Consider the following 16,598-nt stretch of genomic DNA (forward strand, 5'->3'; position numbering starts at 1 on the left):
TTTTATAATTTATAGATGATGAAAACAAAATTCTTTTATGTTGCAGCCCTGATAGTGGGACTGGCATTTACAGCAACTTCTTGTAGTAGTGATGATGATAATCCTACAGTAGACCCCGCAAATATCGACTACACTTCCGAAAACGCTTCAAGCTGGCATAATTACATGAGAAACGTTGCTGCTCTCCTAAAAACAGATGCAACCAATCTTTATGATGCATGGAATTCGAGCTATAAAGGCGGAACCAGTTATGCCGCTCTTTTCAAAGCGCATAACAATTCGTCTTATTCAAGTGCCCTGAGCTGTGTAGAAGAAATCGTAGACAAATGCGCGGAAATTGCCAATGAAGTAGGTACTGCCAAAATTGGCGACCCATACAACTTGTACAAAGCCGGAAACACGGAAGAAGCACTATACGCCGTAGAATCCTGGTATAGCTGGCACTCCCGTGACGACTATACGAATAACATTTATTCTATCCGGAATGCTTATTATGGTTCTCTGGACGGCACAATCAACGCTAATTCCCTGTCAACAGTGATTGCCGGCGTCAACCCGACATTAGACACCAACATCAAGAATGCCATCAAAGCAGCGGCGGAAGCCATTCAGGACATTCCACAACCTTTCCGCAATCACATTGCCAGCAATGAAACAGTAGTAGCGATGGACGCTTGCGCAGACTTGGAAAGCATATTGAAAAATGATTTGAAATCTTATATCGCAAATAATGCTAACAATATCAACAGCGATGCAGTACTTAATCCGGTGGTCACACAATATGTCGACGCAGTGGTAGTACCGACCTACAAAAGCCTGAAAGAAAAGAACGACGCCCTTTACAATGCGGTGATAGCTCTTGCCGATAACCCATCCAACACGGCTTTCGCAACTGCTTGCACTGCCTGGATTACCGCACGTGAACCATGGGAAAAGAGCGAAGCATTCCTGTTCGGCCCGGTAGATGAAATGGGACTTGACCCTAACATGGACAGTTGGCCTTTGGACCAGAACGCAATCGTACAGATTCTGAATTCTCAAAGCTGGAGCGACCTTGAGTGGAGCGATGACGACGACGATGCTGCTGTAGAGTCGGCTCAGAATGTACGTGGCTTCCATACATTAGAATTCTTACTCTACAAAAACGGTGTACCCCGGGTAGTGCAATAAGGATTTATCTTACTAAGATACCATTGAGAAGTAAAGGCGGGATATCTAATTCCCCTTTACTTCTTTGGCATGTTTAAAACATATTATTGAAATTAAGCCAATAAACAATGAATCACTTTCTAAAATATTCATTCTCTATCTTTTGCCTGTTGGCGTGTGCAGCCTGCGATGATGAAGGAATTGATGTACTGGACATAGAAGTCCCGGAAGGGTATGCCCTGTCCGCCGGCACATCCACAATTTTCCTGAGTTCATCCGTAGCCTATGACACTCCGGCCGACTGGATAACAGGAGCTAATGACATCCGTTTCACCCGGGGCGACAGGCTTTATGACGATGTACGTACAAGCAACAATGGTCATGGCGGCGGGCTGGGACCTGTCTATGCCGGCTATTCGTGCGGCAGTTGCCACCGGAATGCCGGACGCACCAAACCTTCCCTATGGACAGAAGGCGGTTCGGGCAGCTACGGTTTCTCTTCGATGCTCATCTACATATCCCGCAAAAACGGGGCTTTCTTCCAGGACTACGGGCGTGTACTCCACGACCAGGCAATCTACGGAGTACAACCGGAAGGAAAACTATCCGTAGAATATACCTACGAGAATTTTTCTTTCCCGGACGGCGAACCATACACACTCTGCAAACCGAATTATACCATCTCCGAATGGTATGCCGAAGAAATCAAACCGGAAGACTTATTCTGTACCGTACGCATCCCCCTGCGCCACGTAGGCATGGGGCAGATGATGGCATTAGACCCTATCGAGATTGAAGCGCTCGCAGCAAAAAGCAATTATCCCGAATACGGAATCAGCGGACGTTGCAACTACATCATGGAACGTGGGGTCAAATGTCTGGGACTGTCCGGCAATAAAGCGCAGCATGCCGATTTGACGGTAGAATTAGGCTTCTCCAGTGATATGGGGATAACGAACAGCCGCTACCCGGAAGAAATCTGCGAGGGACAGATACAAGTCAACCAAGGCAGCATGATGGGACTTTCTTACGACCAACTGGATGTCAGCACGGAAGAGATGGAGAATGTAGACCTCTATATGCAGAGTCTCGGAGTCCCCGCCCGGCGTAATGTAAACGACCCGCAAGTAATCAAAGGGGAACAAAACTTCTATAAGGCCAAATGCCATCTCTGCCATGTGAGTACCCTTCACACGAAGAAGCGCGGCAGCGTTCTGTTGAACAATACCCAACTCCCGTGGCTGGGCGGGCAGACGATTCATCCTTATTCCGATTATCTGCTGCACGATATGGGTTCCGAGATTATGGGAGTCGGTTTGAACGACAATTACGTCAGCGGCCTGGCGCGTGGAAACGAATGGCGCACCACGCCTCTTTGGGGAATCGGCCTGCAGGAAAAGGTGAACGGGCATACTTATTTCCTGCACGACGGACGTGCACGCAATCTGACGGAAGCGATCATGTGGCATGGCGGAGAAGGCGAAGCATCGAAGAACTTATTCAAGAACATGAATAAGGAAGACCGTGACGCATTACTCGCATTTTTAAATTCACTTTAAAGTAAAAGTAGTATATACAAAGTAATTATGAAGAGACTTATAATCATTACCATGCTGGCTGCCATGATGCCTTTAGTCGTTATGGCACAACATGAAGAAGATACGGAAAACGGAGTAGTATCATTGGCTGGAAGAGAAGGATTCACCATCGGAACCAAAAAAGGGGATTTTGTATTCAAGCCCTATCTGCTCGTACAGACTTGCGGAAACTTCAACTGGTATGACGATGAAGGACTGGACAAAGCATACAATCAGGACAACATAGCCAATTCCGGTTTTTCCGTTCCTTATGCCGTACTCGGCTTCACAGGAAAGGCTTTCGACAAAGTAACTTTCAACCTTTCTATCAATGCCGCAGCCAGTGGCGGGGCGTTGCTCCAACAAGCCTGGTTCGACGTGCAACTGAAAAAGCAGTTCGCCATCCGGGTAGGTAAGTTCAAGACTCCGTTCTCGCACGCTTACCTGACAACGTTGGGAGAAACGATGATGCCCAGCCTGCCCGTCTCACTGACTGCCCCCGTTATTCTCCCCTATTCCTTGAATGCGGTAACACCGAATATTGGTACCGGATTCGACTTAGGTGTGGAAATTCACGGTCTGATAGCCGACAAGTTCGGATACGAAATCGGCTTGTTCAACGGCACGGGAGCTTCGGTGAATACAGCCACAAAAACATTCAGTGACGACTGGCACATTCCATCCCTGCTATATGCCGGACGTTTCACGTATATGCCCAAAGGCGTGATGCCTGCTACGCAGGGAAATCCGAACCGGCTGAATGAAGATAAAATCATGTTCGGCATTTCCACCTCTATCAATGTGGAGAGCGAAAATGAAAGTACCAATGATTATCGTGCCGGAGTGGAGTTTGCGATGCTGAAGAACAAACTTTACCTGGGAGCTGAGATGTATTATATGAATGTAGGCTTCACCAAAAGACAGAAGATTTCCGAGTCATACAATTACCTGGGCGGCTACGTACAAGGCGGTTACTTTGTAGCTCCCCGCCTGCAAGCCGCCGCGCGCTATGATTTCTTCAATCGTAACGGGATGGACACCAATGGATTCCTGAATATGCCAGCCGTTGGTATGAACTATTTCTTCAGGAATTGTAACCTGAAGTTGCAGGCGATGTACCAGTATATCGCCCGCAAAGGACACGACACCCAGCTCGACCGTGACAACGACGATTTAGGTCTGGCCACACATTCGGCCACAATCTTGCTTCAGTACACATTCTAAATAGAACAGGAAAGGATTTGTTTATGAAAAAATATATTCTTTTGGGGGCTTACCTGCTGCTATCCGCAGTGCTCGTCTCCTGTGACGACGGGCCTGTTTACGAGAAAACAGGCACTATATCCGAAGAAGGGCGCACGCTGAAGATGAGTGGGACAATCAATGGTATCAATAAATGGCCGGATAGTTATAGCATCGTAGTGGCAGGCTTCAGTGATGAGAGCGAGTATGCCGTTGTCACAAAAACAATCCCGGTTCCGGCCACTGAAGGTGAAGAGATTAAGGTCACGATGACCGGTATCAGTGATGAGGTGAGCACTGTCGAATTATGCGCTATCGACAAACTGAGAAGACGGATAATCAGCTTCCAGTCGATGGATGACCTTACAACGGATGATGATACCCTGCGGATGAATACAGGCATTGTGAATGTAAGCATGTACAGCGCTATCCAACAAAACGTGTTCAATAAAGGCTGCATAGGCTGCCACGGAATAGCCACCAGTGCCGCGGCAGGGCTGACTTTATTAGAAGGAAACAGTTATCAGAATTTGGTAGGACATTCCTCGACGGTAGCAACCGGACTGCTGCGGGTGAAAGCCGGCAGTGCGGAAGAAAGTGTGCTACATCAGATTCTGCATACGACAGGCTGGAAAACCGACCACTCCAATATGATAACCGAGCCTCACACGCTGACTCTTATCGACGACTGGATTGACAACGGCGCACAAGAATAAATAGTCATTTATAAAAATAATATGAACAACAAAGAACAACAGAACATTCAGTCTGAAAAGACTCTAACTGAAATATTCAACTATCATGCAGCAGAAGGCTCTTCGGAATATCACATCATGATTCATTCCACCCGACCGGAAGATTCATACGAAGAACAACTGAATGCTGTACTGAATACTTACGACGACCTGCTTGCGAAAGAACTGAAAGGAGCAGTCGCCGTCTTCAAACGTTACTTCCTGAGCGATGCCGCCAACCAGGCAGACACGCTACTGGCATTGACGACCGAAGGTTCGGACTGCGCCCTCTCCATCGTGGAACAACCGCCACTGGACGGGACAAAAATTGCTTTATGGGTTTACCTGCTGACCGACGTGCAGACGCAAGTCCTGCACAACGGTCTTTTCGAAGTGAGACGCAGTGCTTACCGCCACTTCTGGGGCGGCAGCGCATTCAACCGCGCCGCCAATTCGGAATACCAGACCCGCCTGCTACTGAACGATTATGTGATGCAACTGATGGAACAAGGCTGCACTCTGGCAGAACATTGTATCCGCACCTGGTTCTTCGTGCAAAACGTGGACGTCAACTATGCCGGAGTAGTGAAAGCACGCAATGAAGTCTTCGTCACCCAAAACCTGACGGAAAAGACACATTATATCTCCAGTACAGGTATCGGCGGACGTCATGCCGACCCGAAAGTACTCGTGCAGATGGATACATACGCAGTAACCGGAGTAAAACCGGAACAAATTCATTTCCTCTACGCCCCTACCCACCTCAACCCTACCTACGAATATGGTGTCAGCTTTGAACGTGGTACGTATGTGGATTATGCCGACCGTCGCCAGGTATTTATCTCCGGGACGGCAAGCATCAATAATAAAGGCGAAGTAGTGCATCCCGGCGACATCCGCAAGCAAACGGAACGGATGTGGGAAAATGTAGAAATGCTGCTGAAAGAAGCGGACTGCACCTTCGACGACTTGGGACATATGATTGTATATCTGCGTGACATTGCCGACTATACTATCGTTAAAGACATGTATGACAAGCGTTTCCCGCAGATGCCTAAAGTATTTGTTCATGCTCCGGTGTGTCGCCCCGGATGGCTGATAGAGATGGAATGCATGGGAGTGAAAGACTATAAGAACAAGGAGTATGCTCCATTTTAGGAGCATTAAATTTAGGAGCATTAAGATTGAGTATCGTTAAAATTGAGTATCATTAAAAGATTGTACCGTTGAAAAGGTTGCTTATCATTTTATATATCTGTCTGGTGGGACTGCTCGCTACGACTACTTTTGTAGAACAGGCGAACGGGACAGATTTTGTAGAAAAGAATATATATCATACAAGTTGGTTCTGTTGTTTATGGGGAGTAATAGCCGTGATAGCATCCGTTGCTCTCATCCGACGCGCTTTGTGGCGACGGCTTCCCATATTGTTGTTTCATGGCTCCCTTCTCGTTATTCTGGTGGGAGCCATGATTACATTCATCAGCAGCGAAAAAGGATATATGCATTTAGTTCCCGGCACGGCAGTGAATAGTTTTCAGGAACCGGAAAGCGGAAGAAGCATAGACCTGCCATTTACCATGCAACTGGATAGTTTTCGTATCGAATATTATCCGGGTACGGAAGCTCCGACAGACTATGTCAGCTATATCACCTGCTCTCCCACCGACAACGGGAACACCCCATCACATGAGCAAATTTCAATGAACCGGATATTCAGCGCACAAGGTTTCCGTTTCTACCAATCTTCTTTCGATGAAGACCGGCAGGGAAGCTGGCTGAGTGTGAATTACGACCCTTGGGGGACAGGAGTGACTTATGCAGGATATATCCTGCTGGGAATCTCCATGCTTTGGTTACTATTCTCCCGCAGCGGTGAATTCCGCCGCCTGTTGAATCATCCTTTATTAAAAAAAGGAAGCGTGTTTATCCTGTTCCTTTTCTGTCTCGCAGGCACAGCGCAAGCACAGAGGAAACAACTTCCCGCACTAAAGCGGATACAAGCGGACAGTCTGGCACGGGAACAAGTGATTTACCATGACCGGGTAGTGCCTTTCAATACGCTGGCCCGCGACTTTATCCAAAAACTGACCGGAGAAGCCTTCTACAAAGGGCTGACTCCCGAACAGATAATAGGCGGCTGGCTGCTTTATCCCGAAGTATGGAGAAACGAACCGTTAATCTATATAAAGAATGCAGAACTACGTCATTTGCTCAACCTGCCGGCATCCCATGCACGCCTGACCGATTTGTTCGACGGTTCGGTTTACCGCCTGCAGAAACACTGGCAACGTGAACAGGGCAAACAAAGCAAACTGGCAAAAGCCATTCAGGAAACTGACGAGAAAGTGGGATTGATTCTTATGTTGGAAAAAGGAACATTGATTCATCCGCTACCCACCGACGGCAGTGTGCAGCCACTCTCTGAACGGCAAGTGAAAGCCGAACTGCTTTACAATCATATCCCATTCAGCAAGATTCTCTTTATGGTGAACCTGGCATTGGGAATATCGGCTTTTCTACTTTTACTTAACAACAGCCTGCGGAGAAACGCACTTTCACCGAAAGCACAGAAAGCCTCACGCATAGCAGGAGTTTCTTTTTCTATTGCACTCTATGCAGTCTTTGTCTTCCATCTGGCAGGATACTGCCTGCGTTGGTACATCGGCGGACGAATTCCACTGAGCAACGGCTATGAAACCATGCAGTTTATGGCACTTTGTATTCTCCTGGTAGCCTGTCTGCTCTACCGGAAATTCACGTTCATGCTTCCATTCGGATTCCTACTTTCCGGCTTTGCCTTATTGGTTTCCTATCTGGGACAAATGAATCCCCAGATAACCCCTCTGATGCCAGTTCTCGTCTCTCCCTGGTTAAGTATCCATGTTTCATTGATTATGATGTCTTACGCACTGTTTGCTTTCATTATGCTGAACGGAATACTGGCATTATGCCACACCAGGCAAAATGACCGGGTGGAACAACTGACTATACTCAGCCGCCTGTTACTCTATCCTGCCGTGTTTTTCCTGGGTGCGGGAATCTTCCTCGGCGCAGTCTGGGCAAACGTATCCTGGGGACGCTATTGGGCATGGGACCCGAAAGAGGTATGGGCATTAATCACTTTCCTTGTGTATGGAGCAGCCTTCCATTCGCAAAGCCTGCAAGCTTTCCGCAAACCTTTATTCTTCCATGTCTATATGATAATAGCTTTCCTTACAGTCCTGATGACTTATTTTGGAGTCAACTATGTCTTAGGCGGAATGCATAGCTACGCAAACGGCTGACTTCCACTCTTAGAGATAAAATCAAAACGATGTGAAATGAGCTTATCCTGTATGGAAATGAATTAAATTAGTTCTTATCCGCACGGTACATAATCATTACAGAACTGTATGTATTTTCCCGCTGGATATTTATTTTCAATCTTTCTATCTCCCTCTTTTACCTTTTCTCTGTCTCTCCGATGAATAAAGGGTTTGCGGGTGCAGGGTGGCAACTTCACCGCCTCTTCACCTGGAAACAATTAGTTTCAAAATTGTTTCTCCTAGTGAAACTATTCGTTTCTCGGTGTGAAACACTTCGTTTCAAGCAGTGAAACACTTTGTTTCTCGGTGTGAAACTATTAGTTTCAAATAGGGTTGAAACTAATTGCGAAATAGCTTTACTAAGAGATGGAAGAGAGGTTCTCACCCTATATATAGCTACTAAGTCTTATAAGAATACCCACTTCTAGGGATTGCGGGAGCAGCGCAAAGCCCCTATCTTTGCAGTATCAGAATTGAATTAATTAGTCATAATTATATTACGTAGCCACATTAAAAATACATAGGAATCGGCCGAAGTGATTCACCCGCATTTCCCCTATTTGGTTGTTAAGTTGAAAAAACCATATAATGTATTCATTTTGGAATATGAATAGATGACATATTCTAAAAGAGGCAAAAACGTCCGGCTTGTGAAAGCCGGACGTTTTCTTTAGTTACAATTTCCATCCCAATGTCTGTTCTTGTATATTCCAAAGCCTGGCATACAGTCCGGGCTGGCTCAACAGTTCTTCATGCGTACCTTGTTCGGCCATTCTCCCCTCTTCAAGCACGATAATCTTATCAGCATTCTTAACCGTTTTCAGCCGATGGGCAATTACAACTACCGTTCGTCCTGCTATCAAAGTATTAATGGCCTGTTGTACTTCCACTTCATTCTCCGGGTCGAGTGAAGCAGTAGCCTCATCCAACAAAACGACCGGAGCTTCTTTCAGAATAGCACGGGCAATGGAAATCCGTTGCTTCTCTCCACCCGAAAGCGTACAGCCACCCTCTCCTACCATCGTATCATACCCTTTTGGCAGCCGCATGATAAACTCATGGCAACAGGCTTTCCTGGCTGCCGCTATAATCTCTTCATCCGTAGCATCCGTCTTGCCGAAACGGATATTGTTCTTCAGCGTATCCTGAAACAGGTATACATCTTGAAAGACCATGGAACAATGCTTCATCAAGGATTCCGGTTCCAGTTCCTTCATATCCATTCCATTGAAATAGACCGCACCTTTCCGCGGGTCGTAGAAGCGTGCGCAAAGTTTCAGCATCGTACTCTTGCCGCTTCCTGAAGGCCCCACCAAAGCTGTGAGCGTACCTTTTTTCAGCGTTACGGAAATATCATGCAATATCTCTTTCTCCTGATAGCCGAATGATACATGGTCAAATGTAATGTCCCCGCTTTCGGACACTTCACGGGTACCTTTCATTTCAGGCTCATTCATCAGGGTAAGGATACGGCCACCCGCAATGGAGAAGTAACGGAACTCGGCAAAATTAGTCAGAGCAGACGTCAAAGGGTCAAATACACGCGAACCTACTACCAGGAACATGACGAAAGTCAATAATGAAAGTTCACCGCCAATCAGCAGATAAGTACCGCAAAGTATCATCAATGTCAATCCGGCACGGACTAGCGTGACCGAGAACAGTATAAAAGGCCCGATAAGCGCTTCCTGCCGGATACAGGCACGACGCAATTCACTAAAGGCATTCTTCAACCGTTCGAACTTACCGCCTATCAAATTATACGCTTTCATTACCCGGATACCTTGCAGGTATTCTTCCAGGCGATTGCCCGCATTAATCTTGGCTTCTATCTGCCGGCTACTCAATTTATGCTGAATGGCACTACTCAGCAAAAGAACGGCAACCGCAAGCGGAAGGGCGATAAACATAGCCACCGCCATGCGCCAGTCAATCCAAAGCAAGCCCAGGAAGGCAAGTATAGGCATCACCAATGCCCCCATCAATTGGGGTAAATGATGCGAAATACCCGTTTCGGCCATCGTAAAGTCAGTAATCAACATCGAAGAAAGGTCGCCCGGGTCGCGACGGGACAGGAATCCTAATGATAATTTACGCAGATGTTCGGCGAGATTAATACGTCCTTCGGCACTCATTTCATAAGCGCCGCGGAAATTGGCATTATAAGCGGCACATTCGGCAACAGCCATCACCGACATATATACCACCAAGATACCAAAAATCATCCAAAGCCTGTTGGTATCCAATGGAATACCGCTACCATCGAATGTACGGAATATAACATTGACAGCTTCGATAGAAAGGCAAAACGGGATAATATTCACGAAATTGGCGAGCATCGTATATCCTACCGGTTTACGTAAACGTTCGGTATGTCCCACCGTTATATTTTTAATTGCATTCATTTTACTTCCTCCTTCTTGATAGTTAATTGCCAACGGAATGCGCTGGTATAGGCATCCCACATTTTTTTATAAACTCCTTCTGTCGTACTCAGTACCTCGTGACGTCCGCTTTGCACCAGTTTCCCTTCTTTCAATACAAGAATCTGTTCCGCAGAGATGATGGATGAAAGCCTGTGAGCAATAATGATGACTGTCTTATTCCTGATAAGTTGCTGAATGGCCTGCTGCATCTTATATTCATTTTCCGGGTCGGCAAAAGCCGTCGCTTCATCCAAAACCAGGATAGGAGCATTTTTCAGAATGGCTCTTGCCACGCAGATACGTTGTGCTTCTCCACCCGACAAATATACACCCTTATCACCGATGCGGGTATCATAGCCGGCCGGCAGATTCTCTATAAACTCATGGCATTGCGCAGCACGTGCAGCTTCTATCACTTGCTCCCGTGTAGCCGAAGCATCCCCCACGCGGATATTTTCATAAAGCGTGTCAAAGAAGAGAAAGTTGTCCTGAAAGACAAAAGACACGAGACTCATCAAGTCTCCGTTCGCTATCTGTTTTATATTGGCTCCGCCTATCCGAATCTCTCCTTCATTGACATCCCAAAAACGTGGAATCAAATTAGCTACCGTAGACTTTCCTGAACCGGACGGACCTACCAAAGCGGTTATCTCGCCCTGGCGTGCCGTAAAGGACAAATCTTTCAATGCTTCAGTGCGTGTAGCTTCCGCTTTATTCTCATAAGCAAATGAGACATGACGGAATTCAATATCATAGGACGAAGGCAAATGTGAGATTTCCGGTTCGGCAAGTGGTTGTTCATCGAATATGCGGTCGATACGTTTCACCCCTTCGTCGATTTCATTGGTACTCGAACCGAGATACATCAACTTATAAATAGGAGAAGCAACTCCGGGTCCCATAATGATAAAAAAGAGATAAATGGCAGCCAGACCAATGTTCTGCGGTTCTCTGCTCAAAAGCAATAAGCCTGTCGGCAAGATAAAAGTTATCAGCGAGTTCAGCAATACGGTAAAAGCAACCATAGCCGGCAGATAGGTATCGCAAACTCTCAACGCATAGCTTTTATATGCTTCAATCTCGGCATTAAATCGCCGGAACGAACGCACACTCTGACCGAATATCTTCACCACGGGCATCCCACGTACATATTGCACAGCCGAAGCGCTCATTCGCTCCTGTGTATCATAATAGATTTTCGTAAACTCTTTCGCATTCTTACCGAAGAAGTTCATAAATTGCAAACCGATACTCAAAGCAATGCATACCACACAAATCACCGCCATCCATCCATTCAAGGAGAAGAAGATGATAAACATCAAAACAACTGTTGCCAGCACATTTACCAAATCAGGAATGGTATGGGCAACAAAATTCTCAATCTTCTCGATATTCTGTTCCATTATCTTTTTAATGGTTCCTGTTGCAGTACCGTTCAGATATCCCAAAGACAAGCGTCCGATATGCTCCGACAACCGGATACGCAACCCGTAAAGAATACGGAACGCCGCTACATGGGATGCCATCAATGACGCATACAGCAGAAGCAATCCTCCTACCAGGCCGGAAAACGCAACCCATCCCCAGTGGACGAGAATCCCGCTATCCAGTTCGCTAATCTTACTGCCATGCAATAAGAGTTCTCTCAACACCTGGTACACCGACCAATAAGGCACCAACATGCATAAAGCACTAGCCGCCGAGAGTATCCCGGCCAGTACCAGCAACCCTTTCTTTTCACCCGCTATCTCGAACAAACGGGCTACACCACTTTTCTTTTTCATTCTTTCATTCATCATATATCTAAGTTTTTAAAAAGGAATAATATTCCGATTCGTTCAAAAAAAGAAGGAGCTCATACATTCATGAGCTCCTTCCAACCAGCCGTTTCAAAGGCTATATATTCTGTTATAAATTTCTGCATCTCCTCTTTCTTTATGTGATGCAATACCAACTCTTCCAGTAAGGCAAAGAGCCATACTGTATTCAGATGAATAAAGAAGCCGGTTATCGCTATATTGATATGCGGATATTTCTGCTTCATTCCCTGAAAGAAAACTGAAATCGTACGCGTCATCAAGTCTGTATATTCGGAGCGGAAGTTTTCCATGCATGAACCTTGTGCCTGGAAAAGCAACAGGTGCAGGCGCTCCCGGTGTACGGAAACCAGTTCGATATATTCCTGTACGGATGCCTTCTGATAATCCTGGTTGATAAAGACATCTATTGTCATCTGTTCGGCATTATGATTGTAAATCATGGCATACAGTTCGTTCAATACCGGTTTCAGAATCGTACGGAATATCTCGTCCTTATTAGTGAAATAATGATAGATATTGCTGACCGTCACTCCCGCCCTCGATGCAATTTCACGCATAGAGGCATCCTTGTAACCTCGTTCCAAGAATACCTCTTCGGCTGCATGTATCATTTTTTCCTGTATATCTCCTTTTAAGATTTGCATAGAGTCAGTGTGAATATATAACGCAACAAAAGTAGTCCAAACGACGCTTCCGGGCAATACCTATTAATACTGATTCTATAAGTATCCGTTCCTTATTTATAGCTATTTATCAGCCTGCGGATTACGATGAAAAGAACAAAGCGGATAAAAGTATCACTACTTTCACCCGCTTCTGACCTAACCTAAACTTGACCTAATATTACAAAACTAATGAAAACTGATTATTAGAGAACATTTTTATTCATGTTTCAACCATTCTTTCGGAAGAACAGTCTTTTCACCTTTATCGTTTACCAATTCCATTTGCAGCACACCGCCATTGCAGTCGAAGTAACGTACTTCCATCGGATGCAATCCGGCTTTCAATGCTTTCTGCACGATAATCTCTACCGGAGAATGTGCGCCGTCGTTATCTCCCAGCAATTCGCCGTCGAGTTTCAACGTGCTGCCGTCGTCCGAGAGAAGGGCAAATGTATAAATGCCATCGGCAGGAACTTCCAGATAGCCGGTCAGTACCAGACCGATGTCTCCCTTCACTCCTTCGGGGATAGATACGGATTCTACGACGTATTCTCCTTTTACGGGAGCCGCGTCAATATCCGCGCAGAGATTTCCGCGGAAGTTGTGCCATACAGCTTTCAGTCCGGGTTGCAAAGAAGCCGGAGCTGTTATTGCTTCCGCATAAGGGGCTTTGACATATTTGGTACGTACCACGTCCGAAGGAGAACCATCCTTGCGGAAAGTACGGAAAGTAAAGTCCGTTGTCTCCTTTATTTTCAAGGTGCCGTCATAAAGAGACGATTGCTTATCAGGCATGCTTCCATCCGTTGTGTAGCGGATTTCAGTGCCGGGCAGCGGGCAAGTCAGATTCACCGTAGCATCATCAATAAATGCGTTCACCTTGTAGAATCCCTGTAAATCGGGGATACGGTAGTTCACTCCCATCACGTCCATGCGTTTGAATTGCGGGACAAGCTGACGGTAGAACTCGTCAAGTCCCGGTTTGGCTGCCGGCTCTGCCCAGGCTATTTCGCTCAATGCTATCATGCGGGGAACAATCAGGTATTCGATGCGCTTCATCGTCGGAATCCATTCCGCCCAAAGATTGGCCTGTACACCCCAGATATATTCTTTCTGTTCCGGCGACAGTCTGTCGTCTGCATACGGGTCGAATGCCAGTATTTTCTTTACTGAGTTTTGGTCTTGGGCGTAGTCGAAGTAGAAAAATTCGTTCGGGCAGGCAATCACTTTTTGCTGTTGCGCTGTTGCCGTGGGCAATGCATCCTTCGCCCAACTTCTCCACCACGTAATGGCAGCGTCCGAAGATAATCCGTCCTTCACCACTTCATCCCAGCCTACAAGTTTCTTTCCGTTGGCATGGAAGAATTTCTCCATATCACGTACGAACCATGCTTGAAGTTCTTCCACCGAACCGAGTTTCTCCGTACGGATACGCTTCTGGCAACGGGGGCATTTTTTCCAGTTGTTCTTTTCCACTTCGTCTCCACCCATATGCACATACTCATAAGGGAAAAGTTCGAAAACTTCCTTGAAGACATTCCGGCAGAATTCTAAAGTCGCATCTTTGCCCGGACAGATGGGAGAAGAGAATATCTCACCCCATCCGATTAGTCCGTCGCAAGCTAAATCCGGATACTGGCTGATAGCTGCCAGGAAATGTCCAGGCATATCAATCTCAGGTATCACATCAATCCCTCTCTGTGCAGCATAAGCCACTATCTCTTTTATATCATCATGTGTGTAATAACCGCCATACAACGTGTCGCCTTCCACAATCCGTAGCTTGTCCTCAGGAATCAGGAAGTCCGTATTGTCTTCCTCTATCGCACGTGCCATACAGCCACGGTCGTGCTTGTTGAACTGTCTCCATGCTCCTTTTTCCGTCAGCAACGGATATTTCTCAATCTCTATGCGCCAGCCCTGGTCGTCGGTGAGATGCCAGTGGAATTTGTTCAGTTTGTATAAAGACATCAAGTCCAACACGTGCTTCACTTCCTCTTTATTCCAAAAGTGACGGGAAGCGTCCAGCATAAATCCGCGCCACTCAAAACGGGGAGCGTCCTCTATCTGTACGGCAGGAATGGAGTAAGCCTGCTTCGCACCCTGTATTTCTATTTCGGCGGGAAGTAGCTGGCGGATAGTAGTAATGGCGGAAATAATACCCGAATAATCATTGGCTTCCACCCGGATAAATTCCGGTGTAGACTGGAGTTTGTAAGAACCGGGCTTCCCGTCGGTATTACCGGCATTTCCGGTATTCCCCAACTGGAAATAGACATCTACCTGATTTTTATCAGCAGTGACTTCGACAGAAGACGACACTACGTTTCGAAGAATCTCTTGCAGGTAGCCGACTGCCGGAAAGAGGGACTGGTCGGACACTCCTATCTTCATTTCATCCTTAAAAACGAAAGCGCCCGACTGCTCGGTCAGACTTACGGGGGTAGGCAAAATTGCGACTTCCTGCTTGACAACAGACGTGCAAGCAGAAAACACACAAGCTGATACAATCAGCAGAGAGGTACTTAGTTGTTTGAACATGAGGTTAACTATTTAATAAATGATTTGTCCTGTTTTTAATTGACTATCTATATATAATACAACTAAAACAGGCAAACTACTAAAAGGGAATGAAAACTTTTTTGCGTCTTGGGTTCACAAATTGCCATAAATGATTATCTTTGAACCCAATTATCACTACAAATAAGGATAAAGACCCGCTTAAATGTCAAGAGAGAATATCTTAATCAAAACCTCATGGATTAGCACCATAGGTAATGCAATCCTGTCTGCATCAAAAATCATTATTGGTTTGTTAGCCGGAAGTCTGGCGGTACTTGGCGATGGTATCGACTCGGCAACGGATGTCATTATCTCTGTCGTCATGATTTTCACGGCACGGGTCATCAGCCGCCCGCCTTCAAAGAAATACGTGTTCGGCTATGAGAAAGCGGAAGGCATCGCGACGAAGATTCTGTCGCTTGTGATATTTTATGCCGGTATGCAAATGTTACTGTCGTCCGTCACAAGCATCTTTTCGGATGAAGTGAAAGAAATCCCATCGGCTATCGCTATTTATGTGACTATATTCTCTATCGTCGGCAAACTGCTGCTGGCTTCGTACCAGTACAAGCAGGGAAAGAAAATAGACAGTTCCATGCTGACGGCGAATGCGATAAATATGCGTAATGATGTTGTCATTTCGGCAGGAGTTTTATTAGGGTTGATTTTTACTTTTATATTCAAATTGCCGATACTCGATTCGATAACGGGATTGATAATCAGCCTCTTTATCATCAAGTCGTCCATCGGCATTTTCCTCGACTCGAATGTGGAGCTTATGGATGGCGTGAAGGATGTCAATGTGTATAATAAGATATTCGAAGCTGTCGAGAAAGTGCCGGGAGCAAGTAATCCGCACCGGGTCAGGTCGAGAATGATAGGAAACCGGTATATAATTACGCTCGATATAGAGGTGAATCCGCAGATTACGATTACACAGGCGCATGAGATTGCCGGAGCGGTGGAGAAAAGTATCGAAAGCTCGATTGATAATGTCTATGATATTTTGGTGCATGTGGAACCTGCCGGGGAGTGTCAGACGGATGAGAAATTCGGGGTAGACAAGGATATGGTGTGACACGTGAAAATCTTCGGCAACAAAGAAAGCTATTCCG

At 46.2% G+C, this 16,598-nt stretch carries 11 protein-coding genes; 7 read left to right on the forward strand and 4 right to left on the reverse strand.

The window, feature by feature from the left end:
- Window positions 1-15 precede the first annotated feature (15 nt).
- The 6 genes from BacF7301_RS20650 (at window position 16) to BacF7301_RS20675 (ending at window position 7,989) form a co-directional block, all read left to right on the forward strand.
- Entirely contained in the window at window positions 16-1,170 is a 1,155-nt protein-coding gene (locus tag BacF7301_RS20650) for an imelysin family protein (protein WP_209319465.1), read from the forward strand.
- 107 nt (window positions 1,171-1,277) lie between these two features.
- A complete protein-coding gene (locus BacF7301_RS20655) occupies window positions 1,278-2,708 on the forward strand; it encodes a di-heme oxidoredictase family protein (protein WP_167965812.1) in 1,431 nt (476 codons plus the stop codon).
- Window positions 2,709-2,735: 27 nt separating this feature from the next.
- Complete coding sequence (locus BacF7301_RS20660) at window positions 2,736-3,950, forward strand: porin (protein WP_167965814.1); 1,215 nt, start codon at window positions 2,736-2,738, stop codon at window positions 3,948-3,950.
- 23 nt (window positions 3,951-3,973) lie between these two features.
- Window positions 3,974-4,684 (forward strand): hypothetical protein, encoded by a 711-nt coding sequence (locus BacF7301_RS20665; RefSeq protein ID WP_167965816.1) that lies wholly within the window; start codon window positions 3,974-3,976, stop codon window positions 4,682-4,684.
- Between the two features lie 21 nt (window positions 4,685-4,705).
- Window positions 4,706-5,860, forward strand: a complete 1,155-nt coding sequence (locus BacF7301_RS20670) for a Rid family hydrolase (RefSeq protein ID WP_167965817.1) — start codon at window positions 4,706-4,708, stop codon at window positions 5,858-5,860.
- 68 nt (window positions 5,861-5,928) lie between these two features.
- Window positions 5,929-7,989 carry a cytochrome c biogenesis protein CcsA gene (locus BacF7301_RS20675; protein WP_167965823.1) on the forward strand — a complete coding sequence of 687 codons (2,061 nt, stop codon included), beginning with the start codon at window positions 5,929-5,931 and terminating at the stop codon, window positions 7,987-7,989.
- Between the two features lie 695 nt (window positions 7,990-8,684).
- Here BacF7301_RS20675 and BacF7301_RS20680 read toward each other — a convergent pair.
- The 4 genes from BacF7301_RS20680 to BacF7301_RS20695 form a co-directional block, all read right to left on the reverse strand.
- Complete coding sequence (locus tag BacF7301_RS20680) at window positions 8,685-10,415, reverse strand: ABC transporter ATP-binding protein (RefSeq protein ID WP_167965824.1); 1,731 nt, start codon at window positions 10,413-10,415, stop codon at window positions 8,685-8,687.
- Complete coding sequence (locus BacF7301_RS20685; protein WP_167967267.1) at window positions 10,412-12,232, reverse strand: ABC transporter ATP-binding protein; 1,821 nt, start codon at window positions 12,230-12,232, stop codon at window positions 10,412-10,414. Before BacF7301_RS20685 ends, BacF7301_RS20680 begins: the two co-directional genes overlap by 4 nt.
- A gap of 59 nt (window positions 12,233-12,291) precedes the next feature.
- Window positions 12,292-12,900, reverse strand: a complete 609-nt coding sequence (locus BacF7301_RS20690) for a TetR/AcrR family transcriptional regulator (RefSeq protein ID WP_167965826.1) — start codon at window positions 12,898-12,900, stop codon at window positions 12,292-12,294.
- A gap of 237 nt (window positions 12,901-13,137) precedes the next feature.
- Window positions 13,138-15,462: a family 20 glycosylhydrolase gene (locus tag BacF7301_RS20695; RefSeq protein WP_167965828.1), complete on the reverse strand. Its 2,325-nt coding sequence runs from the start codon at window positions 15,460-15,462 to the stop codon at window positions 13,138-13,140.
- Between the two features lie 184 nt (window positions 15,463-15,646).
- Between BacF7301_RS20695 and BacF7301_RS20700 the strand changes: the two genes are divergently transcribed.
- Window positions 15,647-16,561: a cation diffusion facilitator family transporter gene (locus tag BacF7301_RS20700; protein ID WP_167965829.1), complete on the forward strand. Its 915-nt coding sequence runs from the start codon at window positions 15,647-15,649 to the stop codon at window positions 16,559-16,561.
- The last annotated feature ends 37 nt before the right edge of the window (window positions 16,562-16,598 follow it).

This window comes from Bacteroides faecium (assembly GCF_012113595.1).
Classification (GTDB): Bacteria; Bacteroidota; Bacteroidia; order Bacteroidales; family Bacteroidaceae; genus Bacteroides; species Bacteroides faecium.

Excerpts from the sequence above, each read along its gene's own strand:
- BacF7301_RS20650 (WP_209319465.1), top strand. The coding sequence starts at position 16 with ATGATGAAAACAAAATTCTTTTATGTTGCAGCCCTGATAGTGGGACTG.
- BacF7301_RS20655 (WP_167965812.1), top strand. The coding sequence starts at position 1,278 with ATGAATCACTTTCTAAAATATTCATTCTCTATCTTTTGCCTGTTGGCG.
- BacF7301_RS20660 (WP_167965814.1), top strand. The coding sequence starts at position 2,736 with ATGAAGAGACTTATAATCATTACCATGCTGGCTGCCATGATGCCTTTA.
- BacF7301_RS20665 (WP_167965816.1), top strand. The coding sequence starts at position 3,974 with ATGAAAAAATATATTCTTTTGGGGGCTTACCTGCTGCTATCCGCAGTG.
- BacF7301_RS20670 (WP_167965817.1), top strand. The coding sequence starts at position 4,706 with ATGAACAACAAAGAACAACAGAACATTCAGTCTGAAAAGACTCTAACT.
- BacF7301_RS20680 (WP_167965824.1), bottom strand. The coding sequence starts at position 10,415 with ATGAATGCAATTAAAAATATAACGGTGGGACATACCGAACGTTTACGT.
- BacF7301_RS20685 (WP_167967267.1), bottom strand. The coding sequence starts at position 12,232 with ATGAATGAAAGAATGAAAAAGAAAAGTGGTGTAGCCCGTTTGTTCGAG.
- BacF7301_RS20690 (WP_167965826.1), bottom strand. The coding sequence starts at position 12,900 with ATGCAAATCTTAAAAGGAGATATACAGGAAAAAATGATACATGCAGCC.
- BacF7301_RS20695 (WP_167965828.1), bottom strand. The coding sequence starts at position 15,462 with ATGTTCAAACAACTAAGTACCTCTCTGCTGATTGTATCAGCTTGTGTG.
- BacF7301_RS20700 (WP_167965829.1), top strand. The coding sequence starts at position 15,647 with ATGTCAAGAGAGAATATCTTAATCAAAACCTCATGGATTAGCACCATA.